The sequence below is a fragment of the Micrococcus sp. HOU01 genome (genome assembly GCF_035609305.1).
GTDB lineage: Bacteria > Actinomycetota > Actinomycetes > Actinomycetales > Micrococcaceae > Micrococcus > Micrococcus luteus.
This window is the reverse complement of sequence record NZ_CP141211.1, coordinates 2,182,884-2,209,064: the sequence shown is the minus strand read 5'-3', so window position 1 is coordinate 2,209,064 and position 26,181 is coordinate 2,182,884. Positions and strand designations below refer to the sequence as shown.

Annotated in this window: 21 protein-coding genes and 1 pseudogene; 13 read left to right on the top strand and 9 right to left on the bottom strand. The window is 73.5% G+C overall.

The annotated features are described in order from the left end of the window. Positions 1-16 precede the first annotated feature (16 nt). From manA to SOY78_RS10140, 4 genes are read right to left on the bottom strand one after another with little or no spacing between them, the layout of a single operon-like run. Positions 17-1,261, bottom strand: coding sequence for a mannose-6-phosphate isomerase, class I (gene manA, locus SOY78_RS10155; protein WP_036384958.1), 1,245 nt, complete (start codon positions 1,259-1,261; stop codon positions 17-19). A gap of 41 nt (positions 1,262-1,302) precedes the next feature. Continuing rightward, a complete protein-coding gene (locus SOY78_RS10150; protein ID WP_036384957.1) occupies positions 1,303-2,916 on the bottom strand; it encodes an LCP family protein in 1,614 nt (537 codons plus the stop codon). Then, positions 2,916-3,473, bottom strand: a complete 558-nt coding sequence (gene purE / locus SOY78_RS10145; RefSeq protein ID WP_141843365.1) for a 5-(carboxyamino)imidazole ribonucleotide mutase — start codon at positions 3,471-3,473, stop codon at positions 2,916-2,918. Before purE ends, SOY78_RS10150 begins: the two co-directional genes overlap by 1 nt. Beyond that, positions 3,470-4,675, bottom strand: coding sequence for a 5-(carboxyamino)imidazole ribonucleotide synthase (locus tag SOY78_RS10140; RefSeq protein WP_095695791.1), 1,206 nt, complete (start codon positions 4,673-4,675; stop codon positions 3,470-3,472). The genes purE and SOY78_RS10140 overlap by 4 nt, the downstream gene beginning before the upstream one ends. Positions 4,676-4,837: 162 nt before the next feature. Here SOY78_RS10140 and SOY78_RS10135 point away from each other — a divergent pair, with 162 nt between their 5' ends. Continuing rightward, positions 4,838-5,398, top strand: coding sequence for a GtrA family protein (locus SOY78_RS10135; RefSeq protein WP_002854495.1), 561 nt, complete (start codon positions 4,838-4,840; stop codon positions 5,396-5,398). A gap of 27 nt (positions 5,399-5,425) precedes the next feature. Here the strand turns inward: SOY78_RS10135 and SOY78_RS10130 are convergent, their stop codons facing one another. Next, positions 5,426-6,049, bottom strand: a complete 624-nt coding sequence (locus SOY78_RS10130) for a hypothetical protein (protein WP_095695405.1) — start codon at positions 6,047-6,049, stop codon at positions 5,426-5,428. A gap of 170 nt (positions 6,050-6,219) precedes the next feature. On the opposite strand from SOY78_RS10130, the gene SOY78_RS10125 reads away from it, so the two are divergent. Next, complete coding sequence (locus SOY78_RS10125) at positions 6,220-6,741, top strand: WhiB family transcriptional regulator (RefSeq protein WP_080696049.1); 522 nt, start codon at positions 6,220-6,222, stop codon at positions 6,739-6,741. 55 nt (positions 6,742-6,796) lie between these two features. Here the strand turns inward: SOY78_RS10125 and SOY78_RS10120 are convergent, their stop codons facing one another. Next, positions 6,797-7,342 (bottom strand): hypothetical protein, encoded by a 546-nt coding sequence (locus tag SOY78_RS10120; protein WP_254184041.1) that lies wholly within the window; start codon positions 7,340-7,342, stop codon positions 6,797-6,799. Between the two features lie 62 nt (positions 7,343-7,404). Here SOY78_RS10120 and SOY78_RS10115 point away from each other — a divergent pair, with 62 nt between their 5' ends. The 3 genes from SOY78_RS10115 to SOY78_RS10105 are packed head-to-tail and all read left to right on the top strand — an operon-like array spanning position 7,405 to position 10,580. Then, positions 7,405-7,707: a DUF3499 family protein gene (locus SOY78_RS10115; RefSeq protein ID WP_020628239.1), complete on the top strand. Its 303-nt coding sequence runs from the start codon at positions 7,405-7,407 to the stop codon at positions 7,705-7,707. A gap of 45 nt (positions 7,708-7,752) precedes the next feature. Further along, positions 7,753-9,312, top strand: a complete 1,560-nt coding sequence (ahcY, locus tag SOY78_RS10110; RefSeq protein ID WP_220478842.1) for an adenosylhomocysteinase — start codon at positions 7,753-7,755, stop codon at positions 9,310-9,312. Positions 9,313-9,359: 47 nt separating this feature from the next. Further along, complete coding sequence (locus tag SOY78_RS10105) at positions 9,360-10,580, top strand: TIGR01906 family membrane protein (RefSeq protein ID WP_141843367.1); 1,221 nt, start codon at positions 9,360-9,362, stop codon at positions 10,578-10,580. Between the two features lie 77 nt (positions 10,581-10,657). On the opposite strand, the pseudogene SOY78_RS10100 reads toward SOY78_RS10105, so the two are convergent. The 3 genes and pseudogenes from SOY78_RS10100 to SOY78_RS10090 form a co-directional block, all read right to left on the bottom strand. Continuing rightward, positions 10,658-12,494 (bottom strand): annotated as a pseudogene (locus SOY78_RS10100) (AMP-dependent synthetase/ligase). A 68-nt stretch (positions 12,495-12,562) separates the two neighbouring features. Then, the gene (locus SOY78_RS10095; RefSeq protein ID WP_416383412.1) at positions 12,563-14,176 is read right to left on the bottom strand and encodes a dolichyl-phosphate-mannose--protein mannosyltransferase; all 1,614 of its coding nucleotides are present in this window, start codon (positions 14,174-14,176) and stop codon (positions 12,563-12,565) included. 55 nt (positions 14,177-14,231) lie between these two features. Further along, positions 14,232-15,104 carry a hypothetical protein gene (locus SOY78_RS10090; RefSeq protein WP_036384950.1) on the bottom strand — a complete coding sequence of 291 codons (873 nt, stop codon included), beginning with the start codon at positions 15,102-15,104 and terminating at the stop codon, positions 14,232-14,234. Positions 15,105-15,171: 67 nt separating this feature from the next. On the opposite strand from SOY78_RS10090, the gene rsmI reads away from it, so the two are divergent. The 8 genes from rsmI to SOY78_RS10050 all read left to right on the top strand — a co-directional run bounded on the left by rsmI (position 15,172) and on the right by SOY78_RS10050 (position 26,129). Beyond that, a complete protein-coding gene (rsmI, locus tag SOY78_RS10085) occupies positions 15,172-16,050 on the top strand; it encodes a 16S rRNA (cytidine(1402)-2'-O)-methyltransferase (protein WP_036384949.1) in 879 nt (292 codons plus the stop codon). Between the two features lie 183 nt (positions 16,051-16,233). Beyond that, complete coding sequence (locus SOY78_RS10080; RefSeq protein ID WP_324701527.1) at positions 16,234-17,721, top strand: NAD-dependent succinate-semialdehyde dehydrogenase; 1,488 nt, start codon at positions 16,234-16,236, stop codon at positions 17,719-17,721. 119 nt (positions 17,722-17,840) lie between these two features. Next, entirely contained in the window at positions 17,841-18,794 is a 954-nt protein-coding gene (locus tag SOY78_RS10075) for a TatD family hydrolase (RefSeq protein ID WP_317676345.1), read from the top strand. A gap of 33 nt (positions 18,795-18,827) precedes the next feature. Then, positions 18,828-20,639: an ABC transporter ATP-binding protein gene (locus tag SOY78_RS10070; protein ID WP_141843379.1), complete on the top strand. Its 1,812-nt coding sequence runs from the start codon at positions 18,828-18,830 to the stop codon at positions 20,637-20,639. Between the two features lie 60 nt (positions 20,640-20,699). Next, on the top strand, positions 20,700-21,623 hold the full coding sequence (rsmA, locus tag SOY78_RS10065) for a 16S rRNA (adenine(1518)-N(6)/adenine(1519)-N(6))-dimethyltransferase RsmA (protein WP_036384945.1): 924 nt from the start codon (positions 20,700-20,702) through the stop codon (positions 21,621-21,623). Beyond that, positions 21,620-22,588, top strand: a complete 969-nt coding sequence (locus SOY78_RS10060) for a 4-(cytidine 5'-diphospho)-2-C-methyl-D-erythritol kinase (protein ID WP_036384944.1) — start codon at positions 21,620-21,622, stop codon at positions 22,586-22,588. The genes rsmA and SOY78_RS10060 overlap by 4 nt, the downstream gene beginning before the upstream one ends. 65 nt (positions 22,589-22,653) lie before the next feature. Continuing rightward, complete coding sequence (locus tag SOY78_RS10055) at positions 22,654-24,495, top strand: ABC-F family ATP-binding cassette domain-containing protein (protein WP_036384943.1); 1,842 nt, start codon at positions 22,654-22,656, stop codon at positions 24,493-24,495. A 140-nt stretch (positions 24,496-24,635) separates the two neighbouring features. Further along, the gene (locus SOY78_RS10050) at positions 24,636-26,129 is read left to right on the top strand and encodes a sugar transferase (protein ID WP_324701526.1); all 1,494 of its coding nucleotides are present in this window, start codon (positions 24,636-24,638) and stop codon (positions 26,127-26,129) included. The last annotated feature ends 52 nt before the right edge of the window (positions 26,130-26,181 follow it).

The window sequence follows — 26,181 nt, the reverse complement described above, 5'->3', positions numbered from 1 at the left end:
GGCCGGTCTGCCGGGCTCAGCCCCGCGGCAGGCCGGCCACGTGCACCGTCGCCGGGGCGCCGGCCGCGGCGCGGACGGCCAGCGGGCCGGACGCCGTCTCCGCGGCGGGCAGGAACACGGCCTCGCCCGGGCCCAGCTCGATCTCCTGGCCTGCCAGGGCCAGGCTCGCCGTGCCGCGGGTGACCACCGCGATCCCGGGCCCGTGCACGTCGAGTCCGTGGACGGCGTCGTCCTCGAGCGTGGCCTGGAGCAGCTCGAACTCCTCGAACGGCGGGCGGAAGGCCACCACGGAGTCGGCCACGCGCTCGGGCTCGGTGGAGGGCACCGGCAGCGCCTCGAAGGTGACCACGCGGCGCAGCTCGGGCACGTCCACGTGCTTCGTGGTGAGTCCGCCGCGCAGCACGTTGTCCGAGGCCGCCATGACCTCCACGCCCAGCCCGTGCAGGTACGCGTGCACGTTGCCGGCGGGCAGATGGATGGCCTGACCCGGGGCCAGGTCCACGCGGTTGAGCAGGATGGCCACCACCACGCCGGGGTCGTCCGGGTGGTGCTGGGCGACCTCGAGGGCCGTGGCCAGCGAGGGGTCGCGCTCGGCCAGGTCCGGCGCAGCCCGCAGCACGTCCACGACCTGCGCGACGGCGCCGGGGGCGCCCCACACGGAGTCGGGGTCGAGGATCGAGGTGAACGCGTCCTCGAGGTCCCCGGCGGCGAGGGCCTGGCTGATCCGGGCGGCGGCGACGGCGACGGCGGACGTGTCCCCGTCCGCCCGCTCCGTGAGGGCGCGGGCCAGGGCCTCGAAGCTGTCCGAGGAGACCTCGGGGGAGCGGAAGCCGCACATCGCCGCGAAGGGGGTCAGCGCGAGCAGCATCTCCGGCTTGTGGTTCGCGTCCATGTAGTTGCGCTCCGGGGCGTCAACCGGCACGCCGGCGGCCTCCTCCGCGGCGAAGCCCGCGCGGGCCTGCTCCAGGGTGGGGTGCGCCTGGATGGACAGCGGGGCGCCCGCGGCGAGCAGCTTCATCAGGAAGGGCAGTCGGCCCTCCGGCGCGGCGGGCCCGAGACAGCGCTCCGGGTCCGCGGCCACCACCTCGTCCAGGCCGACGTGGGCGCCGTCCGCCACGACGGCGACGCACGGGGCGCCCGGATGGTCGCCCAGCCACAGCTCGGCCTCGGGGCGGCCGGTGGGCTCGCGTCCCTGCAGGTCGGCGAGGAGCGTGGGGGAGCCCCAGGCGTAGTCACGGATCACGGGCTTCAGGACGTGCATGCGCCCAGCCTAGATCAGCCCGTCGGCCCGCGCGTCGCGCCTCACGGGGCGGGGACGCACAGCCCGTTCGTCGAGGACGCGTGGTTCAGCACGTCCTCCTGGCCCAGGTCCTCGGCCATCATCAGGTCCTCGGCGGTGAAGGGCTTGCCGTCGGAGCGGGTCGGCGGGGCCGGCCACGTGGCCGGGTCATCCTCGTCGACGTCGGGGGTCTGCGTCTCCTGCGCGACGACGGCCAGCGCGGTGAGCAGCGGCGTCGCCGTGACGCCGGTCGGGTCCGACCCGGCGGTTGCGGACTCGTCGGCCAGCATCTCGTCCACGCGGCGGTGGACGAGGTCGTAGTCGGGATAGGTGGTGAAGTGGGTGCCCGTGTCGCCGAAGTCGGGCGGGCCGACGGTCAGCCGCCGCATCTTGTGGCCGCGCGAGCGCTCGGCGAGGTCCACGAACGTGCCCAGCTGGGACTGCGGCAGGTCGGTGGTCACGATCTGCTGGCCCGCCGCGAGGATCCCCTCGAAGCGGGTGAGCACGGTGGCGGGGCTGAACTGCTCCAGCATGGCCGCCTGCATGCACTGCTGCCGGCGGATGCGGGCGTAGTCGGTGGACCATTGCCGGGAGCGGGCGAAGGCGAGCGCGTCGTCGCCGTTGAAGTGGTGGGTGCCCGGCTCCCACCAGATGTTGCCCCAGGCGCCGTCGGGCCGGACGCCGCGGTGGACCACGTAGCCGCCGCTGACGACGTCCACCCCGCCCATGGCGTCGATCAGCTGGGCGAAGCCGCCCATGTCCATGAGGGCGTAGCCGGAGATGTCCAACCCGAGGATGCCGCCGGCGGCGTCCTTCATGGCCTCGGCACCGGGGTGTTCGGCGTCCGGGTAGAGGTCTGCGTGGTGCTCCTCCACGTCCGTGTAGAGGGCGTTGAGGATGCACTCGTCGCCGCAGTCGAAGCCGTTCGGGTACACGTCCCACAGCGGGGAGCCCTCGACGAACGGCGCGTTCTGCAGGTTGCGGGGCAGGGAGAACATCACGATGGCGCCGGTGCGGGCGTCCACGGAGACCACGTGCATGGAGTCCGGGCGCAGCCCCTGGCGGCCCTCGCCGGCGTCCGCGCCCAGGACCAGGATGTTGTAGCGGCCCTCGGCCTCCGGGACGGCCGGCCCCTCCCGGAAGACCTCGCCGAGCGCGCCGCGGCTCGTGTTCGCGGCCCAGCCGCCGTAGAGCAGGGCGCCGCTGGTGAGCACGAGCGCGAGCGCGGTGACCGCCGCCGTGATCTTCCGCGCGCCGGGGGCGAGCAGGTGCAGCCGGATCAGCCGGAACGTGTCCACCCAGAGCACCGCCCAGCCCACCGCCAACGCCGCCAGGACCACCGCGAGCCCCAGCAGCACGCCGTCCCGGGCCATCAGCGAGATCAGGCTCGCGCGGGAGACCAGCCACCACAGCAGCCCGAGGATCAGCACGGCCCACACGGTGACGGTGACCCGCAGCGCCACGCGGCCGAGCCGGCGGCTGCCGGCGACGAGCTGGGCGCCGCCGGGGACCAGCAGGGTCAGGGCGGTGAGGATCAGCGCCCGGCGGGTGCGCTCGGTGGGGGAGGCGACGCGTGGATCTCGGAGCGGGTCGGGCTGCGCGTGACCGGCGGGGACGGATCCGGTGGCGGGCGACATCAGCGGTCGGCGGCCATCTGCTCGCGCAGGCGGGCCCCCTTGGCCCGGGCCTGGGCGTTGAGCTCGTCGGCGTGCTCGGCGAGGGCGGCGCGCAGGCGGTCGCCCTCCGCGGTGTCGGCCGAGGCGAGGATGCGGGTGGCCAGCAGGCCGGCGTTGCGGGCGCCGTCGATGGAGACGGTGGCCACCGGCACGCCGGCGGGCATCTGGACGATCGAGAGCAGGGAGTCCATCCCGTCCAGGCTCTTGAGCTTCACGGGCACGCCGATCACGGGCAGGGGGGTGACGGCGGCGAGCATCCCGGGCAGGTGCGCCGCGCCGCCCGCGCCGGCCACGATCACGCGGATGCCGCGCTCGTGCGCGCGGGCGCCGAACTCCACCATCTCGTGGGGCATGCGGTGCGCGGAGACCACGCCGACCTCGACGGGCACGTCGAGCTCGCGCAGGGCCTCGGCGGCCGCGCTCATCACGGGCCAGTCAGAGTCGGAGCCCATCACGACGGAGACGACCGGGGCGTCGTCCTGCAGGGGCTGGGCGGGGGTCTGGGGCGTGGCGGTCATGGGCGGGCCTCCGTCTCGGTGCCGGTGGTGGGGGCGTCGTCGCGCAGGAGTGCGGCGGCGGACTCGGCGGTCCGCACGGCCTCCTCGAGGCTGAGGCCGTGGTCCGCGACGACGTTGACGTGACCGACCTTGCGGCCCGGGCGCACGTCCTTGCCGTAGAGGTGGACCTTGGCCTGCGGGTGGGCGGCGAGGGCCACGACGCTGCCGGCGTGCAGGTCCTCGCGGGCGCCGCCGAGGACGTTCTTCATCACGACGCCGGCCCCGCGGGGGGCCGTCTCACCCAGCGGCAGGTCGAGCACGGCGCGGACGTGCTGCTCGAACTGGCCGGTGACGGCGCCGTCCATGGACCAGTGGCCGGAGTTGTGGGGGCGCATGGCCAGCTCGTTCACCTGGAAGCCCGGGCCGACCCCCGGCGTCTCGAACAGCTCGACCGCGAGCATGCCGGTGACGTCCAGCTCCTCGGCGAGGCGGACGGCCGCGGCGGTCGCGGCCGCGGCGACGGCCGGGTCGAGGTCCTGGGCCGGGGCGACCACGAGGTCGCACACGCCGGCCACCTGGACCGAGTCGACGATGGGGTAGACGGCCACCTCACCGGAGGGGGTGCGCGCCACCTGCGCGGAGAGCTCACGGGAGAAGGGGACGAGGGCCTCGGCCAGCAGCGGGGCGATGCCGGCGCCGAGCCACGCGGCCAGGGTGCCGTCCGCGGCGGAGGCGCGGGCGTCGTCGGGGTCGTCGAGCTTGAGCACGCCCTTGCCGTCGTAGCCGCCGCGGGCGGTCTTGAGGATCATCGGCCAACCGTGCTCGTCGCCGAAGGCGAGGACGGCCTCGAGGTCGTCGACCGGCGCCCACGCCGGGTTCGGCAGGCCCAGCCGCTCGACGGCGGCGCGCATGACCAGCTTGTCCTGCGCGTGCTGCAGCGCCTCGGGGCCGGGGCGCACGGCGACGCCGGCCTCCTGCAGGGCCCGCAGGTGCTCGGTGGGCACGTGCTCGTGGTCGAAGGTCACCACGTCCACCGTGGCCGCGAACGCCCTCAGGTCCGCGAGGTCCGCGTGGTCGCCGACCACGTGGGGGGCGACCTGGGCCGCTGACGCGTCCGGGGCCTCCGCGAGCACGCGGAAGGGCACGCCGAGCTCCGCGGCCGCGCCCGCCATCATGCGGGCCAGCTGCCCGCCACCGATCACACCGAGTCGAGGGGAAGTCACCCGCACAGGGTAGTCGGACCGGCTGAGAACTCCGTCACGGAGGGGCGGCCGACGCCGGATCCGAGGAGGTCGCGCGCCGGGGGCGCGGCTACAGTGTTCCCCAGCCCTGCGCGGGTCCGGCCCGCGTGCACACCCCCGTCTTGAACCGAGGAGTCCACGCCCATGCTGTCCGATCTCTGGGGCCGCCTGACCGGGATGGCCTCCCTGCTGTGGCGGGAGGTGGCCAAGTTCGGCACCGTCGGTGCGGCCGCGTTCGTGGTGGACTCGCTCGTCTTCTGGTGGATGATGACCGGCCCGCTCGAGGGGTCCAACGTCAAGGCCAAGATCGTGGGCGGCGTCGTCGCCACCCTGTTCAGCTGGGTCGCCAACCGCTACTGGACGTTCCGGGACAAGCGCTCCTCGAACAAGACGCGCGAGCTCGTGATGTTCCTGATCATGAACGCGATCGGGCTGGGCATCCAGGCCGGCTGCGTGGCGATCGCGCAGTACCTGCTGGGCGTGACCGACCCGACCGGCCTGTTCATCGCCGGCAACGTGATCGGCCTGTTCTTCGGCACCGTGTTCCGCTACTTCGCCTACCGGTTCTGGGTGTTCAAGGAGAAGCTGGACGTGGAGCCCGGCTTCGCCAACGACCTCGCGATCATCACCGGCCAGATGCCCGTGCTGCGCGAGGACCAGCTGCGTCCGCGCGGCCGGCACCGTACCCCCGACGCCGGGGTCTGAGCGCCCCGGCCTGACCCCGCCGCCCCGTCAGGGGCGCACGGTCACCGCCCGACCCGCGTCCCACGCCTCCAGCGCGGCCCGCACTCCCGCCCACGTCAGGCGGGGGCGCGGGCCGTCGTCGTCCGGGGCGACGTCGGCCCCGGCCGGGATCGACGCGGGCCGCACGTGATCCACGGGGCCGGGCAGGGCATCCGGCTGGGCGCGGATCTCGGCGGCCACGTCCACGACGGCCGGGTCGGCGGCCGGGCCGTCGAACTCGGGCTCGAGGCCGCGCGGCAGGGCCACGGCGAAGACGGCCACGGACGGGTCCGGCCACGCCTCGGGCCGGTCCGTGAGGACGGCGGCGGGGGAGTCGCCGTCGAGGGCGGGCTCGGCCTCGGCGCAGAGCACGCCGAGGGCGAGGGCGTGGGAGAGCCAGTGGACGGGCAGGTCCAGGGCGACGGCGTCGCCCGCGCCGATGCCCTCGGCGCCGAGCAGGCCCGCGAACTTGGCGGCCCAGTTCACGGTCACACGGCCCGAGAGCTCGATGCGCTGGTCCACCGCGCCGGGCTCGTCCGGGGCCCCCGGCTCCTGGACGAGCGCGGGCCGCGGGGAGGAGGCGAGGCGGAGCACGAGGGGGCCGGTGGACCGGGGCACGGAGAGGGAGACCATGGGCCCAGTGTGGCACCCGCTCGGTTTGACTCGGCATGAATCACACCGATGTAATGAACCCGGGCCAACGGTCCCGCCAGGAGGGGCCCGCCGGATTGCCCGGCACCCGCGCGGACCGCATGGTCACCCGGCCCACACCGCCACGTCGATCCCGGGAAGAGGCGTCACACATGGAGCAAACCCAGCGAGTCGAGGACGCGCACCGCGCCGATCCCGCGCCGGCGCCTCGTCCGCGGAGCGTCCCCAGCGACTGGTTCCTCGACCCCGCCGACCCGCAGGCCAGCGTCTCCAGCGCGAGCCTCGAGGATCAGGCGACCGCCTTCCTCACCGCCCACGACCTCGACGGCGAGACCGGCACCCCGGCCGCCACCGTCACCGCCCTCTTCCCCGGTGACGCGCGTCCGGTCGAGGCCGTGCCCGTCTCCGCCGACTGGGCCGCCATCCCGGGCGTGACCACCGAGCCCGTCGAGGGCGAGCTGGCCTGGCAGGCGGACGCCCTGTGCGCGCAGACGGACCCCGAGGCGTTCTTCCCGGAGAAGGGCGGCTCCACGCGGGACGCCAAGCGCGTGTGCGAGGCCTGCACCGTCAAGGACGCGTGCCTGGAGTACGCCATGGCGAACGACGAGCGCTTCGGCATCTGGGGCGGGCTCTCCGAGCGCGAGCGTCGCCGCCTGCGCCGCGCCCGCGCCTGACGCACCGCGCTCATCCGCCGGGCGCGGTGCCCGGCGCGGACCACCCGGTCCGGGCTCAGCCGCGGCCCCAGCTGGGGTCGAGCACCTGCGGGTCCACGCCCAGCGCGTCGGCGCAACGGCTCAGCGCCACCCCGTAGACGGCCCCCTCGAGGTCGGCCGGGTCGGCCGCGTCCCGCAGCGGCCGCTCAAACAGGGTGATCAGCACCCCGTCCCGGCCCTGCCGCTCGGCCCGCGCGAACAGCGCCTCCTCATCCCGTTCCCGGCCGGCGTGCAGCTCGCGCAGCCGCTCGTCGAGCCGGTCCGGGATGCGCTCCACCCGCGCGGTCACGTGCCGCAGCCCGGGCGCGTCCAGGGAGCCCAGCCGGTCCACCGCCTTCTCGACGGCGGTCAGCAGCGCCTCGCCCCGGCCCCGCTCCGAGCGCGCACCGAACGGGCGCGGATGCCGCAGCCCTCGGCCACGGCGGTCCCGGACGCCGCGCCCCGTGGGGGAGGAGACGCCGGCCTCGGCCGGGCCGCCCTCGACGCCCGGCTCGGCCCCCGCGGCGTCGCCCGCCCGGAACGGCAGGGGGTCGAGGGGATCGGAGGAGGCGGACGCGGTCATGCGCGCCATGGTAGGCCACCGCTCCGGGCCGTCCGCCGAGTAGGGTGGCGGGCGTGGGACCCATGCGACGCTGCAGCAAGACCGGATGCCAGAGCCCTGCCCTGGCCACGCTGACGTACAACTACGCGGACTCGCAGGTGGTCATCGGGCCCCTGTCGCGCCGGGCGGAGCCGCACACGTACGACCTCTGCGGCGAGCACGCTCGGCGCACCACGGCCCCGCGCGGCTGGGAGGTGCTGCGGCTGGAGCTGCCCGAGCACTACGAGGCCGTCGACGCGGACGGCGGCGTGCGCACGGTCCCCACCCGGCCCATGGCCGTCCCGCCGGCCCGCCCCGGGCTGCGCGTGGTGCGTGACGGGGACTGACGCGGCACGTGTCGTGCCGTCCTGGGCCTCGCTAGGCTGGAGGGCATGACTGAGACCTCCGCAGAGTTCCGCACCCCCGACGTCGACCCGGCCTTCGCCAACCGCACCACCGTGCCCGGTGCCTCGTTCGACTTCACGGTCCGGGACCTGTCCCTGGCCGAGGCGGGCCGCCACCAGATCCGCCTGGCCGAGCACGAGATGCCGGGGCTGATGTCCCTGCGCGAGGAGTACGGGGAGGCCCAGCCGCTCAAGGGCGCCCGCATCGCCGGCTCCCTGCACATGACCGTGCAGACCGCCGTGCTCATCGAGACCCTCATCGCCCTCGGCGCCGAGGTCCGGTGGGCCTCCTGCAACATCTTCTCCACGCAGGACGAGGCCGCGGCCGCCGTCGTCGTGGGCTCGGGAACCCCCGAGGACCCGCAGGGCGTGCCGGTGTTCGCCTGGAAGAACGAGTCCCTCGAGGACTACTGGTGGACCGCCTCGCAGATCCTCACCTGGCCGGGCGCGGACGAGGATCCGGAGCGCGGCCCCAACATGATCCTGGACGACGGCGGCGACGCCACCCTGCTGGTGCACAAGGGCGTCGAGTTCGAGGCCGCGGGCGCCGTGCCCAGCGCCACCGAGGACGATCCCGAGGAGTACCGGATCATCCTCGAGACGCTGCGCCGCTCGCTGGCCCGCGACCCGCAGCACTGGACCCGCACCGCCGGCACCCTGCGCGGCGTCTCCGAGGAGACCACCACGGGCGTGCTGCGCCTCTACCAGCTGGCGCAGGAGGGCCGCCTGCTCTTCCCGGCGATCAACGTGAACGACGCCGTGACCAAGTCCAAGTTCGACAACAAGTACGGCATCCGCCACTCCCTGCCGGACGGCATCATGCGCGCCACGGACGTGCTGATCGGTGGCAAGGTCGCCGTGGTCTGCGGCTACGGCGACGTCGGCAAGGGTGCCGCCGAGGCCCTGCGCGGCCAGGGTGCCCGCGTGATCGTCACGGAGATCGACCCGATCTGCGCGCTGCAGGCCGCGATGGACGGCTACCAGGTGGCCCGCCTCGAGGACGTGGTGGGCGAGGGCGACATCTTCGTCACCACCACCGGCGGCAAGGACATCATCATGGCCGAGCACATGGCCGCCATGAAGGACAAGGCCATCGTGGGCAACGTGGGCCACTTCGACAACGAGATCGACATGGCCGGCCTGGCCCGCATCCCCGGCGTCGTGAAGACGGAGATCAAGCCGCAGGTCCACGAGTGGACCCTGGACGGCGGCACGGAGGCCGAGCGCAGCATCATCGTGCTCTCCGAGGGTCGCCTGCTGAACCTCGGCAACGCCACCGGCCACCCCTCGTTCGTGATGAGCGCGTCCTTCACCAACCAGGTGATGGCGCAGATCGAGCTCTTCGGCGGCTCCACGGGCACCGGCGCCCTGACCGGTGAGCACTACGAGAAGCGCGTCTACACGCTGCCCAAGGTGCTGGACGAGAAGGTCGCCCGCCTGCACCTGGACGCCCTCGGCGTCGGGCTGACCGAGCTGACCAAGGTCCAGGCCGAGTACCTCGGCGTGGACGTGGCCGGCCCCTACAAGGCCGACCACTACCGCTACTGATCCCCGGCGCCCGCGGGCGGACGGACCCACTCGAGAGAGGCACGAGCATGGCTTCCCATCAGGCCGGCCGCGGGCGCGACGAGCGCGCCGGGGCGGAGGACTTCGAATCCGGGCTGGACTACGGCGCGTTCGTCGAGGACGACGCCGCCGACGATCCGAACCGCACCCAGGCGCTGCCCGCCATGGGCCGGGACGACGACGGCGGCGCCCAGCACACCTCGGCGCTCAGCCCCGAGGACCTCGCCGCGCTGCGCGGCGGGGACGCGGCGGCCGCGGACCGACGTGACGCCGACCGCCCGGCCGCGGACGCCGACCGCGACATCGTCGCCTCCCGGGCCGTGCCCGAGGGCGACCGGCGTCCGCTGCCCGGCGCCGACGAGCTCGGCCCGCTGAGCGCCGCCGTCGGGGCCCGCGCGGCGGGTTCGAGCGCAGCCGCCCCGGTCGACCGCTACCCCGAGGACGGCACCGCCGCCCCCGTGGCGCAGGCTGCGGCCCTGCAGGGCCCCACGCCGGAGGAGCGCGCGCGCCTGCCCAAGGCGGGTCCGCGCCTGGCGCAGGTGCTGCTGGCGATCCTCGCCCCGCTCGCCCTGCTGCTGGCCGCCGTCCGCCTCGTGGCGAGCCCGGTGTTCCTGTGGCTGGAGTACCACCGGCCCGGGTTCCCCGCGGACCGGTTCGGCTTCACCCTCGCCGACCGCATGCACTACGGCTCCGCCGGGCTGGACTACGTGACCAATCTGGCCGGGCCGCGGTATCTCAGCAGCCTCACGCACCAGGGCGCGCCCCTGTTCACCGAGGTCGAGGTCGACCACATGACGGACGTGAAGACCGTGCTGTGGATCGCCACCGCGGCGCTCGTCGTGCTCGTGGTGGTGTGCGCCCTGCTCATCGCGTCCCTGCTGCGCACCAGCCCCGGCGGGGTGCGCCGCGCCCTGTTCGCCGGCGCCGTGTGGCTGCCGCTCGCGGTGATCGCGCTCGCGGTCCTGGCGGTGCTGGGCTGGGAGACGTTCTTCGCCGGGTTCCACTCGCTGTTCTTCGCGGACGGCACGTGGACGTTCTCCGTGCAGGACGCGCTGATCCGCCTGTACCCGAGCCAGTTCTGGGTGGACGCGGCCGTGGTGGTCGGGCTGGTGACCCTGCTGGCGTCCCTCGTGACGCTCGTGCTCACGTGGCCTACGCGCCGCCGTCGTGAGCTGAGCGCGGACCGCCGCGAGCAGCTGCTGCGGACCCGCCTGCGGTGGGCCCGGGAGGACGACGCCGTGGTGCGCTGACCGCCGCCGGATGGCACCGGGAACGGGCCGGGAGGACGAGGCGTCCTCCCGGCCCGTCGTCGTCCGGGGGCGCGGGGTCAGCGACGGTAGAGGGCCTCGACGTCCTCGGCGTGGTCCTCGATCACCTGGGCCCGCTTGAGCTTCTGGGACTGGGTGACGTGCCCGGAGTCCTCGGTGAACGGGTGGTCCAGGATGCGGAAGCGGCGGATGGACTCGGCGCGGGAGACGCCCCCGTTGACCTGGTCCACCGCCTCCTGGATCGAGGCCAGCACGGTGGGGTCCGTCGCGGCCTCGGCCGGCGTGAGGCTGAGCTCGCGGTCCAGGGCCCACTGGGTGAAGGCCTCGGTGTCCAGGGTGATGAGGGCGCCCACGAACGGGCGGTTCTCCCCGACCACCACCACGTGCTCGATGAGCCGGTGCTGGCGCAGCGCCTCCTCCATGGGCGTGGGGTATACGTTCTTGCCGCCGGCGGTGATGATCACGTCCTTCTTGCGGCCGGTGATCCGCAGGAAGCCGTGCTCGTCCAGCGCGCCGATGTCCCCGGTGCGGAAGAAGTTGTCCTCCATCGCCTCCGCCGACGCCTTCGGCATGCCGTGGTAGCCGTCGAACACCACGGGGCCGCGGATGAGGATCTCGCCGTCCTCGGCGATCTTCACCGTCACCCCGGCCACGGGCAGGCCCACGGTGCCCACCCGGTGCGCGCCGGGGATGTTCACGGTGGCCGGCGCGGTGGTCTCCGTGAGGCCGTAGCCCTCCACGATCGGGATGCCGGCGCCGCGGAAGAAGTGCACCAGCTTCCGGGGAGAGGGCGGACGCGCCGGACACGCACGAGATCACCTCGCCGCCGAGGGCCTCCCGGATCTTGCGGTAGACCAGCCGGTCGAACAGCGCGCGCCGGGCGCGCAGCAGGGCCGAAGGCCCGGGGCCGTCCCCGAACTCGGCCTCGTCCACGGCCGTGGACCACTCGATGGCGGTGCGCTTGGCGGCCGCGTAGATCGGCCCGGTGCCGCCCTTCTGGGCCTTGGCCTCGATGCCGGCCTCGACCTTCTCGAACACGCGCGGCACGGCCAGCAACCACGTGGGGTGGAAGGAGGCGAGGTCGCCGAGCAGCGTGGCCGGGGAACCGGAGTGGGCCACCTGGATGCGGGCGTACAGGCAGATGACCTGGACGGCGTGGGCGAGCACGTGGGCCAGCGGGAGGAAGAGCAGGGTGCGCGACGTCGTCGTCGGGGACCACTGGACCACCTCGCGCGCGAAGTGCAGCACGTTGATGGCCGCGCCCACGAAGTTGCCGTGCGTGATCACGGCGCCCTTCGGGCGGCCGGTGGTGCCGGAGGTGTAGACGATCGAGGCGGGGCTGGCGAGGGTCGCCAGGGAGCGGGCGTGCTCGACGGCGTCGTCCGACACGAACGCGCCGGCCTCGGCCAGCTCCGCCAGTCCGGCGTCCGTCAGCGGGAACGTCGCCACGTCCACGCCCGCGTGCCCGGCGGCCTCGGCGACGCGCTCGTCGAGCTCCTCGCTGCCGACGGCGACCACCCGCAGGCCCGAGTCCGTGACGATGTGCTCCACCTGGTGGGCCGAGGAGGTCTCGTAGATCGGCACGGAGACGGCGCCGGCGAACCACACGGCCTGGTCGAGGACGGCCCACGCGTAGGAGGTGGGGGAGAACAGGCCCACCCGGTCCCCGGGCTGGACGCCGCGGGCGATGAGGCCGGCCGCCACGGCGCGCACCTGGGTCAGGAACGCGGTGAAGTGGACGTCCACCCAGCCGCCCGCGCCGTTGCGCACGGCGTACACGGGGGCGTCCGGCCGGTCGGCACAGGAGGCGACGATCAGGTCCGTGATGTTGGAGTCCGCCGGCGGCATGCCGACGAGCTCGGTGGCGGACTCATGGACGGGGCTCTGGTTCTGCACGGTCCGAGCGTATCCATTTCCGGGCGTGCGGCGCGCGGTCGGGCACGCCCGCGCCCGGGACGCGACCGTCAGATCCAGCTGCTGAACCACATCCGCCAGCGCCACTGGTTGTACGGGATGACGTCGCCGATCCAGACGGGCAGGAAGAACAGGGACACGGCGACGGCGATCGTCACGTACGCCAGCACCAGGGCCGAGCCCCAGCGGGGCCCGGGCCGGCGACCCGGCCGCAGCAGCAGCGAGAGCGCCAGGGCGATCATCATCACGAAGAAGGGCTCATAGGCGATCGTGTAGAAGAAGAACATGGTCCGCTCGGGCCACAGGAACCACACCAGCTGCCCGGCCACGTAGGCGCTGAGCAGGGCGCCGGCCCGCCAGTCCCGGTGGCGCACCAGCAGCCACACGCACACGAGGACGGCGGCCAGGCCCGTCCACCACACGAACGGGTTGGCGATGTCCGTGATGGCCGCCGAGCACGCGCCCGCGGCGTCCGCCGGGCAGATCCCCTCGCCGGGCTCTGCACCCTCGTAGTAGTAGCTCACGGGCCGGCCCATGAACGGCCAGGTCCACGGGTTGGCGGCGTAGTCGTGGGGGCTGGTGAGGCCCTGGTGGAAGGTCGTGGACTCCACGTGGTAGTGCCACAGGGAGCGCAGCGGACCGGGGACCAGCCCGGCGAGCAGGCCCTCCGGCGGGTTGTCCCGGTGCCAGTCCCGGTAGTAGCCGCCCTCCGTGACGAACCAGCCGGTCCACGAGGCCAGGTAGGCGACCAGGCCGCCGCCCACCACGGCCACGAACGCGTACAGGCCGTCCTTCTCGACGCCGGCCCACGCCCAGTGCCGCACCCCGGCGGTCCGGCGCGCGGACATGTCCCACAGGACCGTGAGCAGGCCGAAGGCCGCCATGAACGCCAGCCCGGAGAGCTTCACGGCGCAGCCGGCGCCCAGCAGCACGCCCGCCAGCAGTCGCCACGGGCGCCAGCCGAGCCACGGCCCGCTGGCCAGGGCGTCGCGTCCTAACCGGGCGACGTCGTGGGCGAGCCGCGCCGCGAGCAGCCGCCGCCCGTGGACGCGGTCGGCCAGCAGCGCGGCGAAGGCCGCGAGCACGAAGAACGAGAGGAAGATGTCCAGCAGCCCGATGCGGGACATCACCAGGTGGTGGCCCTCCACGGCCAGCAGCAGCCCGGCGACCGCGCCCAGGGACACCGAGCGCAGCAGGTGCTGCGTGGCGAGGGTGACCAGCAGGACGGACAGCGTGCCGGCCACCGCGGCGCTGAACCGCCAGCCCACCCCGTTGTCCGGGCCGAACGCGAGCATGCCCAGGCCGATCAGCCACTTGCCCAGCGGCGGGTGCACCACGTAGGCGGCTCCCTCGAGCGGCTCCGCCTCGCCGCGCGCGAACGCGTCGTTGACGTCCTCGCCCCACCGCCGCTCGTAGCCGGACTCCAGGAGGGAGTAGGCGTCTTTGGGGTAGTAGGTCTCGTCGAAGATCAGCTGGTCCGGGTGGGCCAGGTTCGTGAACCGCAGGACGCCGGCGATCACCGTGACCAGCAGCGGCAGGATCCAGTGCCACCGCGTCAGGGGCGCCGCACTCACCCCGAGGCGGGCGCGCAGGGCGGCGACGCCGAAGGGACCGTCGTCGGCCGCGACGGCGGCGGGGCGGGGGGCGAGGGCGGTGGCGGGCACGGGCTCCATGCTAGGCGGCGGGGTGGAGCAGGCCTCCTCGACGTGCGGCCTGCTCTCAGACGTGGCCGAGCGGCCACCGGCGGCGCACGGCGGGCGGGAGGAACCCTGCGACGCGCTGGATCCGGTCCTTGTGGGGGCGGAGCCGGTACTTGACCGCTGCCAGCGTGTCCACCGAGCGTTCCCGCCAGACACGGCGGGCGCCCCTCAGGGGGCTGCGCACTCTGACGTGATACTTGTCCAGGAGCGGCTCAGGGACGATCTCCTGTCCGATGTCGAAGCGGTCGGCGAAGCGGGCGATGCCGAGTTCCTTGTCCGGATAACCCGTGAAGTGCATGACGAACGCGTCCGTCAGGGAGTCCTCGTAGTAGTGCCCGCGCGAGTTCAGCTCTCGGTGGCCGACGATCCGGACGCGCTTGGCGTGCCCGCCCGTCTGGATGGCCCACCACATCTGGTCCTGGTCGCCGTGGGTGAACAGACCGTCGCGATCGTTGTCCCACCAGGCCCGGACCGTGGCCAGGTCCGCTGTCGAGGTCGACTCCACGATCGTGCGCGCCGTCTCGTCGTTCCGGAGCAGCATGACCCCGGTGTTGATGCGTGACCAGAACCCGTTCGGCTCTGTGGGCCCTTCGGCGATGACCAGGCTGATGTCGTCACGCTCGGCCTCGGAGATCAGGCGTCGGAGGTTGTCCGCCTCGAAGTCGGTGAAGAAGGCATCGTCGTCCATCCACACGAGCCAGTCATAACGTGGGAGCAGCCGGCGGAGGATGGCGACCTTGTAGTCGAACTTGGTGACGATATGCGGGTCGATGCCCGTCTCGAGCCGGTAGTCCAGCCCGTGCTCTCGAGCGTAGATCGCGTGGTTGACGTAGGAGCGCAGGCGGATCTCGTCGCCACCGGACGTGATGCAGATGCGGGGCTCGACGGGCATGGTCCTGACCTTTCGGAGAGGCGTGGGCCCGGGCGGGCTCGGGGCGGTGCCTCTACGATCTTGACATATGACCCCGAGACCGACTGATCTGCCGTCCCCGTCCGGCCGCATCGTCCTGGCCGCCACCCCCATCGGCAACCTCGGGGACGCGTCCGCGCGCCTGCGTGAGCTGCTGGCGGAGGCGGACGTGATCGCCGCCGAGGACACCAGGACCGCGCGGCGCCTGTGCGCCGGTTTGGGCGTCACGCCGACGGGCAGGGTGGTGGCCCATCACGAGCACAACGAGGCGGCCTCGACCCAGGGGCTGCTGGACCAGGTGCGGGGCGGTGCCACGGTGGCGGTGGTCTCGGACGCGGGCATGCCCACGGTCTCGGACCCGGGGTACCGGCTCGTGGCGGCCGCGGTGTCCGCAGGGCTGCCCGTGACCTGCGCGCCCGGCCCCTCCGCCGTGACCACCGCGCTCGCCCTCTCCGGCCTGCCGACGGACCGGTTCGCCTTCGACGGCTTCGTCCCCCGCAAGGACGGGGAACGACGGCGATGGCTCACCTCCCTGCTGACCGAGGCCCGCACCGTGGTCGCCTTCGAGTCGCCGCAGCGTCTGGCGGACGCGCTGGCCGTCGTCGTGGAGGTCCTCGGTGCGGAACGGCCGGTGTGCGTGGCCCGCGAGCTCACCAAGCTGCACGAGGAGGTGGTGCGCGGCACCGCGGCCGAGGTGCATGCCTGGGCTGCGGAGCGGCACGCGGGGGAGGGGATCCGCGGGGAGATCGTGCTGGTGATCGGGCCGCCCGCGCCCGGCGCCGAGGCGTCCGAGGCGGACGCCGTCGCCGAGGTGGCGGTGCTGGTGGAGTCCGGCACCCGGCTCAAGGAGGCCGTGGCCGCGGTGGCCGGAGCCCACGGGATGCGGAGCCGGGAGCTCTACCAGGCGGTGCTCGCGGCCCGGGGCTGACACGTCCCCGGCTGCACAGATGCTCATGCGCGATGGCGCGGCCCCGGGGCCTGGCTAGGATCAGCCGTGGAGCCGCTGCCGACCGCTGCCGGACGGCGTCGGAATACCCGTGGCCGTCCACCCGTTCCCCTGAGGGACGCGGGGCGTGCCGCCTCCGACCACCGACCCCGAAAGAGGTGCATCATGACCGTGACCGCTGAGCGCGAGAAGGCGCTGCTGGAGTCCGTCCCCACCGGCCTGCTGATCGACGGCGAGTGGCGCGATGCCTCCTCCGGCAAGACCTTCGACGTGAAGGACCCGGCCACCGGCAAGGTCATCGCGAGCCTGCAGGACGCGAACTCCGACGACGCCATGGCCGCCTTCGACGCCGCCTGCGCCGCGCAGGCCGATTGGGCCCGCACCCCGGCCAAGGAGCGCGCCGACATCCTGCGCCGCGCCTACAACCTGATCAACGAGCGCGCCGAAGACTTCGCGCTGCTGATGACCCTCGAGATGGGCAAGCCGCTCGCCGAGGCCCGCGGCGAGGTCACGTACGGCAACGGCTTCCTGCGCTGGTTCTCCGAGGAGGCCTGCCGCCACTACGGCCGCACCCTGACCGTGCCTGAGGGCACGCTGCGCATGCAGGTGCACCATCGCCCGGTGGGCCCGTGCCTGCTGATCACCCCGTGGAACTTCCCGCTGGCCATGGCCACCCGCAAGGTGGGTCCCGCCGTCGCCGCCGGCTGCACCATGGTCCTCAAGGCCGCCAAGCTGACCCCGCTGACCACCCAGCTGTTCGCGCAGGTGATGCAGGAGGCCGGCCTGCCCAAGGGCGTGCTCAACGTCGTGGCGGGCTCCTCCGCCTCGTCGATCTCCAGCCCGATCCTGCAGGACCGGCGCCTGCGCAAGGTGTCCTTCACCGGTTCCACCCCGGTCGGTGTGCGCCTCATGAAGGACGCGGCGGACAACGTGCTGCGCACCTCCATGGAGCTCGGCGGCAACGCCCCGCTCATCGTCTTCGAGGACGCGGACCTGGACGCCGCCGTCGAGGGCGCCTTCGCCGCGAAGATGCGCAACATGGGCGAGGCCTGCACCGCCGCCAACCGCTTCCTCGTGCACGAGGACGTGGCCGAGGAGTTCACGCAGAAGTTCGTGGCCAAGCTCGAGGCGCTCAAGCCCCTGCGCGGCACCGACCCGGAGTCCACCCTCGGCCCGATCGTGGACGAGGGCGCGCGCGACGACATCGACCAGCTCGTCCGGGACGCCGTGGCGGCCGGCGGCGAAGTGCTCACCGGCGGCCACAAGATCGAGGGCGACGGCTACTTCTACGCGCCGACCGCGATCAAGGTGGAGAAGGGCAACCCGATCCTCCAGCAGGAGATCTTCGGCCCCGTGGCCCCGATCGTGACCTTCTCCTCCGAGGAGGAGGCCATCGAGATGGCCAACGACACCGAGTACGGCCTCGCCTCCTACGTGTTCACCAAGGATCAGGCCCGGATGTACCGCGTGGCCGAGAGCATCGAGTTCGGCCTCATGGGCTACAACGTGGGCGTCATCTCCAACCCGGCCGCGCCGTTCGGCGGCGTGAAGCAGTCGGGCCTGGGCCGCGAGGGTGGCGCCGAGGGCATCGAGGAGTACACCTCGGTGCAGTACATCGGCATCGCCGACCCGTGGGCGGCCACGAAGGCCTGACCCTCGCGCCGAGCCGTGTCCTCCGGGGGCGGTATCGGGTGGTATCCGACGTGGATACCACCCGATGCCGCCCCCGAGGCATGTCGGGGGCCCGGGTTCGGCTCCCTAGAGTGGGGTGCATGGCCCACGCATCCGAGACCCCCCTCGCCTACCGTGCCCCCGCCCCGCAGCCGGACGACGACGGCGGCCCGCGCCGGGACGCCCACGAGGAGAAGTCGGGCCGCAAGCGTCGTCTCGATTACCCGCCCGCACCCGAGCCGCTGCCGGTGCCCGTCGTGGACAACCACACGCACCTCGACTTCCGCGACGGCCTGGTCCGCGTGGACGTCCACCAGGCGATGGACGCGGCGGAGGCCGTGGGCGTGACCGGCGCGGTCCAGGTGGGCTGCGACGTCGCCTCGGCCCGGTTCACGATCGCGGCGATCGAGGCCGAGCCCCGCCTGCTCGGGGCCGTGGCGCTGCACCCCAACGACGCGGCCCGCCTGGCCGAGCGCGGCGAGTTCGAGGAGGCGTTCGCGCAGATCGCGGAGCTCGCCCGCCACCCCCGCGTGCGCGCCGTCGGCGAGACGGGCCTCGACTACTTCCGGACGCAGGACGAGGCCGGCCACGCCGCGCAGCAGGAGTCCTTCCGCCGGCACATCCGACTCGCCCGCGAACTCGGCACGGCCCTGCAGATCCACGATCGGGACGCGCACGACGACGTCGTCCGAATCCTGCTCGAGGAGGCGGCCGACGGCGGGCTGCCCCCGCACGTGGTGTTCCACTGCTTCTCGGGCGGCCCCGATCTGGCCCGCACGTGCGCCGAGCACGGCTGGCACATGTCCTTCGCCGGTCCCGTCACCTTCAAGGCCAACGACGAGCTGCGCGAGGCGCTGCGGATCGCCCCGGCCGAGCTGCTGCTCGTGGAGACGGACGCGCCCTTCCTCACACCGCATCCGCATCGGGGCCGCCCCAACGCGCCCTACCTGATCCCGCTGACGCTGCGGGGCATGGCGGAGACGCGCGGAGACGACGTGGCGGCCCTCGCCCGCGCGGTGAGCGAGAACACCGCCCGGGTGTACGGGGCGTTCTAAGCGGATCCAGACCCGGCCCCTAGGATGGGCGACGTGCTGACCCGACTCCTCAAAGCCCGGCTGCCCGAGGGAACGCAGTACCTGGTGGACCGCCCCATGCGGATCCGCCTCGTGTTCGTGGTCCTCGGGTCCGTCCTCGTGGCCGGCCTCGAGATGGTGGCGCTCGCCTCGATCCTCCCGCTCGTCAGCCTGCTGACCTCGGGGGAGCTGGGCTCGCCGGCGCTCGAGGGGCTGCTGGCCCGATTCGGGGCCGTGACGGTGCCGGAGCAGACGGTGGCCTTCGCCGTCGTGATCGTGCTGGCCTTCCTGCTCAAGGCGATCCTGGTGCTCGCGTTCCGCTGGTGGACCATGGGGTTCACCAACCAGAACCTCATCCGCACGTCCGCCACGCTGCTGCGCTACTACCTCCGGGCCGACTACGGCCTGCACCTGACGCGCACGGTCGGCACCCTGGTCAACAACGTGACCGGCACCTCCAGCATGGCGTACACGGGGGTGGTGAACGCGTCCGTCACGTTCCTCACGGAGGCCGTGACGCTCGTCGCGGTGGCGGTCGTGGTGGGCGTCGCCATGCCGCTGACGGGGCTCGGGATGGCCCTGTACTTCCTCGCCGTCGCCTGGGTGATCAAGACCGTGATCCGCCGCCCGGCCTCCCGCCTGGGCTGGACCCTGGTGACCGCGGGGGAGCGGGCCAACACGGCGGCGCTGCAGGGCCTGGAGAACTACAAGGACGTGAAGATCCGCGGCAACGACTCGGCCTTCATGGAGGAGTACCGCGCGGCCCGCATGGAGAGCGCCGAAGCCACGCGGCTCAAGATGATCCTCACGATGATGCCGCGCTACGTGCTCGAGGTCGCCTTCGTGGCCGCCATCGCGGCGCTCGTGGCCGTGGCCTTCATCCAGGGCCGCGGCGAGGAGGCGTTCGGCTCGCTCGCCCTGCTCGCGATGGCCGGCTTCCGTGTGCTGCCGTCCATGGCCGCTCTCATGGCCACCACCAACGAGATCCGCACCTCCTGGCCGGCCTTCGAGCGCACGACGGCGGAGCTCGCCGCCGCGCAGCCGGTCCTGCACGCGGCGGACCGGCCCTACGAACGCATCACGTTCGAGGAGTCCATCGAGGTGCGGGACGCGTCCTTCACCTACCCCGGCAAGGCCGAGCCGGTCCTGCGCGACATCGACCTGCGCATCCCCTTCGGCTCCTCGTACGCCTTCGTGGGCGGCAGCGGTGCCGGCAAGACCACCCTGGTGGACCTGGTCATCGGCTTCCACCACGCCCAGCGCGGCGGGGTCTACGTGGACGGGGTGGAGCTCGAGGCCAACCCGCGCGGCTGGTGGGACAACGTGGCGTTCGTCCCGCAGTCCGTCACCGTGGTCAACGGGACGGTGCTGCACAACGTGCTCCTGGACGTCGAGGCCGCCCAGACGGCGGACCGGGCCGAGGTGGAGCGCGTGCTGCGTGAAGCCCAGCTGGGGCAGTGGCTGGACGAGCTCCCCGACGGGCTGGACACCGTGATCGGCGAAGGGGCCGTGGGCGTCTCCGGCGGCCAGCGCCAGCGCCTGGGCATCGCGCGCGCGCTCTTCCGGCGGCCCCGCCTCCTCGTGCTCGACGAGGCGACGTCGGCCCTCGACAACCTCACGGAACGCCGGGTCACCGAGGTGATCGAGTCGCTGCGCGGACGGATCACGGTCATCGTGGTCGCCCACCGTCTCTCCACGGTCAAGCGCTGCGATCAGATCGTGCTGATGGACCAGGGGCGGATCATCGGCCAGGGCACGTTCGCCGGGCTGCAGGAGACGAGCCCCGAGTTCCGCGAGCTCGTCCGGCTCGGTGACCTCTCCACCTGAGCGGACCCCGCGCCGCTGCGTCCCGGCTACCCCGTCCGGCGCCCCGATAGACTCGCGGGCATGGTCCAGCCCTCCCCGCACCCCGCCCCCGCCCCGCTGCTGAGCGCCGCGGACGTGCGGCGCATCGCCGCCGAGCTGGACCTGCGTCCCACCAAGCAGTGGGGCCAGAACTTCGTGATCGACCCGAACACGATCCGGCGCATCGTGCAGGCCGCGGACGTGACCGCGGACGAGCACGTGCTCGAGATCGGCCCCGGTCTGGGCTCGCTCACCCTCGGCCTGCTGGACGCGGCCGCCGCCGTCACCGCCGTCGAGATCGACCCGGTCACCGCCGCCCGCCTGCCGCGCACCGCCGCCGAGTTCCGCCCCGGGGCCGAGGACGCCCTCGCGGTGCTGCACGCGGACGCCATGACGCTGAGCGAGCAGGCCCTGGCCGAGGTCCGGCCCGCTGCCGCCGCCGGCGGCCCCACCGCGCTCGTGGCGAACCTGCCCTACAACGTGGCCGTGCCCGTGTTGCTGCACGCGCTCGCGGTCCTGCCGGGGCTGCGGCACGGCCTGGTGATGGTGCAGGAGGAGGTCGCGGACCGTCTCGCGGCCGGGCCCGGCTCCAAGGTCTACGGCGTGCCGTCCGCCAAGGCGGCGTGGCACGCGGACGTGCGCAAGGCGGGCACCATCGGCACCCAGGTGTTCTGGCCGGCTCCGCGCATCCACTCCGGGCTGGTCGCCTTCACCCGGCGCGAGCCGCCGGCGGGCGGCGCGCCCCGCCGGGAGGTCTTCGCCGTGGTGGACGCCGCCTTCGCCCAGCGCCGCAAGACCCTGCGCGCCGCGCTCGCCTCCTGGGCCGGGTCGCCGCAGGCGGCGGAGGACGCCCTGGTGGCCGCCGGCGTGGACCCGCGCGCCCGCGGCGAGGCCCTGGACATCGCGGCCTTCGCGCGGATCGCCGAGCACGGCCCGCGGCGCGCGGCGGAGGAGGTGAGCGCATGACGACGGAGGACCTCGGCCTCGACCCCACGGCCCGGCACGTCACGGTCAGCGCCCCCGGCAAGGTGAACCTGTCCCTGCGGGTGGGACCCCCCGGCGCGGACGGCTACCACCCCGTGGCCACCGTGTACCTGGCCGTCAGCCTGCGGGAGACCGTCACGGCGATCGCGCGCACGGACGGGAGGATCACCGTCGGCCCGTCGGGCCGCCACATCAGTCTGGCGGACACCCAGGACGTGCCCTGGGACGAACGCAACCTCGCGCACCGCGCCGCCGCGCACCTGCGGCGCACCCTCGGGCTCGATCCTGACACCCACGGCGTCCACCTCGAGGTCGCCAAGCAGGTCCCGGTCGCGGGCGGCATGGGCGGCGGCTCCGCCGACGCGGCCGCCGCGCTGCTCGCGTGCAGCGCCCTGTGGGAGACCGGGCACACCCGCGCCGAGCTCGCCGAGCTGGCCGCCCCGCTGGGCGCGGACGTGCCCTTCAGCGTGCTGGGCGGCGCCGCCGTCGGGCTCGGGACCGGGGCCGAGCTGACCCCCGTCGCGGCCCGCACCCCGGTGCACCTCGTCCTCGTCCCGGCGGACGCCGGGCTGTCCACCCCCGTGGTGTTCCAGACCCTGGACGAGCTGCGCCGGGAGGGTCACCTGCCCGACGGGCCGACGCGCCCGGAGGTGAACGAGGCCGTCCTGCGGGCCCTCACCGCGGCGGACCCGCTCGAACTCGCCACCGCCATGGACAACGACCTGCAGACCCCGGCCGTCGTCCTGTTCCCCGAGCTCTCGGACGTCCTCGACCTCGGCCTGGACGAAGGCGCGCTGCGCGGCATGGTCTCCGGCTCCGGCCCCACCCTGCTCTTCGTGGCGCAGGACGAGGCCTCCGCGCTGCGGCTGGCCTCGGCCATCGAGGAGCGCACGGGCGTGCGCGCCCTCCCCGTCCACGGCCCCGTGCCCGGCGCCCACGTGCTGTGACACCCGGCGGCGCACCCCGCCGCACCCGACCACCCCTCCTCCGTCCGGAAAGGACCACCTCCTCCATGGCCCACCTGCTCGGCGCCGAGAACATCGGCATCGCCTTCGGAACCCGCACCGTCCTCGAGGGCCTCTCCCTCGGCGTGGATGAGGGGGACCGGATCGGACTCGTGGGCCGCAACGGTGACGGCAAGTCCACGCTCATGCGCATCCTCGCCGGCCTTCAGGAACCCGACACGGGCCGCGTCACCCGCCGCGGCGGCGTCCGCGTGGGCGTGCTGGACCAGCAGGACCGGCTCGACCCGGAGCATACCGTGCGCCAGGCCGTGGTCGGGGACGTGGACGACCACGTGTGGGCCTCAGACCCCAAGGTCCGGGACGTCCTGGGCGGTCTCCTCGACGGCTTCGACCTGGAGCAGTCCGTGCGGGGCCTCTCCGGCGGCCAGCGCCGTCGCGTCGCCCTGGCCCGTCTGCTCGCCGGGGACGACGACGTCCTCTTCCTCGACGAGCCCACCAACCACCTGGACGTCGAGGGCGTCGCGTGGCTCGCCCGCCACCTGAAGCAGCGCTGGCGCCCCACCGACGGCGGCCTCGTGGTGGTCACCCACGACCGGTGGTTCCTCGACGAGGTCTGCACGCGCACGTGGGAGGTGCACGACGCCACGGTGGACCCGTTCGACGGCGGCTACGCGGCGTGGGTGCTCGCGCGCGCGGAGCGCTCCCGGCAGGCGGCGGTGACGGAGCAGAAGCGTCAGCAGCTCGTGAAGAAGGAGCTCGCCTGGCTGCGCCGTGGCGCCCCGGCACGCACGTCGAAGCCGAAGTTCCGCATCGAGGCGGCCAACGCCATCATCGAGGACGTCCCCGCCCCGCGCGACTCGGTGTCCCTGGCGAAGATGGCCACGGCCCGGCTGGGCAAGGACGTCCTCGACCTCGAGCACGTGAGCCTGACGCTGGGGGAGAAGCCGATCCTCGACGACGTCACCCTGCGCCTGGCGCCCGGCGAGCGGCTCGGCGTGGTCGGCGTCAACGGTGCGGGCAAGTCGACCCTGCTGCGCCTGCTCGACGGGCGCATCGCCCCGGACTCGGGGCGGGTGAAGCGCGGCAAGACGGTGGTCTCGGCCACCCTCACCCAGGACGTGAAGGAACTCGACGACGTCGCCCACCTGCGCGTCGCCGAAGTCATGGCCCGCGAGGGCTTGTCCTTCCAGGTCGGGGACCGCGAGATGTCCTCCGGCCAGCTGCTCGAGATGCTCGGCTTCGGCACCTCCCGGCAGTGGACTCAGGTCTCCGAGCTCTCGGGCGGCGAGCGCCGGCGCCTGCAGCTGCTGCGCCTGCTCGTGGGCGAGCCCAACGTCCTCATGCTCGACGAGCCGACCAACGACCTGGACACGGACACCCTGGCCGCCGTCGAGGATGTGCTGGACGGGTGGCCGGGGACCCTGGTGGTGGTCTCCCATGACCGTTACCTGCTCGAGCGCATCACCGACCACCAGGTCGCCCTGCTCGGGGACGGCAAGGTCCGCGGCCTGCCGGGCGGGGTGGACCAGTACCTCGAGCTGCGCGCCGCGATGGACGACGCCGGCGGCCCGGCCCGGGGAACCGGCGCGGCCCGAGGCCGCAACGACGTCGTCGGGACGTGCGCGGGCATGGGCGGGCCGGAGGAGGACACCGGACCCACCGAGGCGGAGCGTCGGCTGGCCCGCAAGGAGATGGCCCGGCTCGAGAAGCAGATGACCCGGCTACGGGACCGCAGGTCCGGCCTCGAGGCGCGGATGGCCGAGCTGGGGCAGGCGCAGGACTTCGACGCCCTCACCGCGGCCTCCGCCGACCTGAAGGACCTCGACGCGCAGCTGGACGTCCTGGAGGAGGAGTGGCTGCAGGCCGCTGAACTCGCCGAAGGGGACTGACCGGCGGGCGCTCACAGGAGGGTGCGGCGGACGGCACAGCCATTCACAATTTCCGACCTATAATCGGGGGCCGGGGCACAGCAATGTGCTCGACCCCCACGACGTGAACCATCCCCCACGTCAGGACGGAGGAGCAGAGCGTGATCGCGAGTCCCGGTGATGAGTCGACCACGCACCGCATGGGCTCGACGGCCCGCGGTCGTGTCCTGGGTCGGCCCTGGGAGCGGGGCCTTCCGCTGCTCGTCCTCATCGTGGACGTGGTCGCGGTCCTGCTCGCCACCTTCGTGTCGGCCCAGCTCCGCTTCGGCGGATCGCGGCGCACCACCCTCCCCGGCACCGAAATCATCGACTACAGCGTCATCAGCCTCGCGCTGAGCGCGGCCTGGGTGCTCGCGCTGACCATCCAGGGCTCGCGGGACATCCGGATCCTGGGGGTGGGCAGCGAGGAGTACAAGCGGGTCCTGCAGGGCACCCTCTATCTCTTCGGCACCGTCGCGATCCTCGCCTATGCGGCAGGTCTCGAAGTGGCGCGCGGCTACGTGGGCCTGGCGCTGCCGCTGGGCGTGCTCCTGCTCCTGCTGGGCCGGTTCCTCGTGCGCGGGTGGGTGGCCCGGCAGCGACACCGCGGCAGGTTCCGGCGGCGGCTCCTGCTCGTCGGCGGCCCGAAGGCGGTCCGGCACATCTTCCAGGCCCTCGACTCCGAGGCCAGCGCCGGCTACGCCCCCGTGGCGGCGGCTCTCCCCGGATACAAGGCCCGGCAGGCGGACTACCTCCCGATACCGGTCTCCACGGACCTGGACACCGTGGAGGACGTGGTCGCCCTCGTGGAGGTGCGCGACGTCGAAGCCGTGGTGATCACCTCGGGCCATTCGTTCGTCCCCGGGGACGTCCGCCGACTGGGCTGGGAGCTGCAGGAGCGCGGCGTCTCCCTGATCATGGCGCCCGCGCTCGTGGACGTCGCCGGACCCCGCCTCCACACGCAGCCCCTCGCGGGTCTGCCGCTCATCCACCTCTCCACTCCGCGCCTCTCCGAGGGCAAGGCGTTCGCCAAGCGGGCGTTCGACGTCGTCGCGTCGGGTCTGGGCCTGATCGCCATCTCGCCGCTGTTGATCGCCGTCGCGATCGCGGTCAAGGCCACGGACGGCGGGCCGGTGCTGTTCCGGCAGGAGCGGATCGGTCTCGGCGGCAGGCCGTTCACCATGCTCAAGTTCCGTTCCATGGTGGTGGACGCCGAGGAGATCCGGCAGCGGCTCGTCTCGGACGGCGGGGATGCGGACGTGCTGTTCAAGATGAAGGACGACCCGCGCATCACCCGGGTCGGCAGGCTCATCCGCCGCACCAGCATCGACGAGCTGCCCCAGCTCGTGAACGTGCTGCGGGGGGACATGTCCCTCGTGGGCCCGCGGCCCCACCTGCCGCACGAGGTCGAGGCCTACGAGCAGTACGTGCACCGCCGCTTCCTGGTGCAGCCCGGCATCACGGGCCTCTGGCAGGTCTCCGGCCGCTCCGACCTCCCGTGGGAGGAGGCGGTCCGCCTGGACCTCTACTACGTGGAGAACTGGTCCATCCTGGGCGACCTCGTGATCCTGGGCCGGACCGTCAAGGCCGTGATCGCCGCCGACGGCGCCTATTGACCCCGGATCCGCGCGACCTGTGTGGAAGAATGGGCCGTCGTCGCCGCCCCCT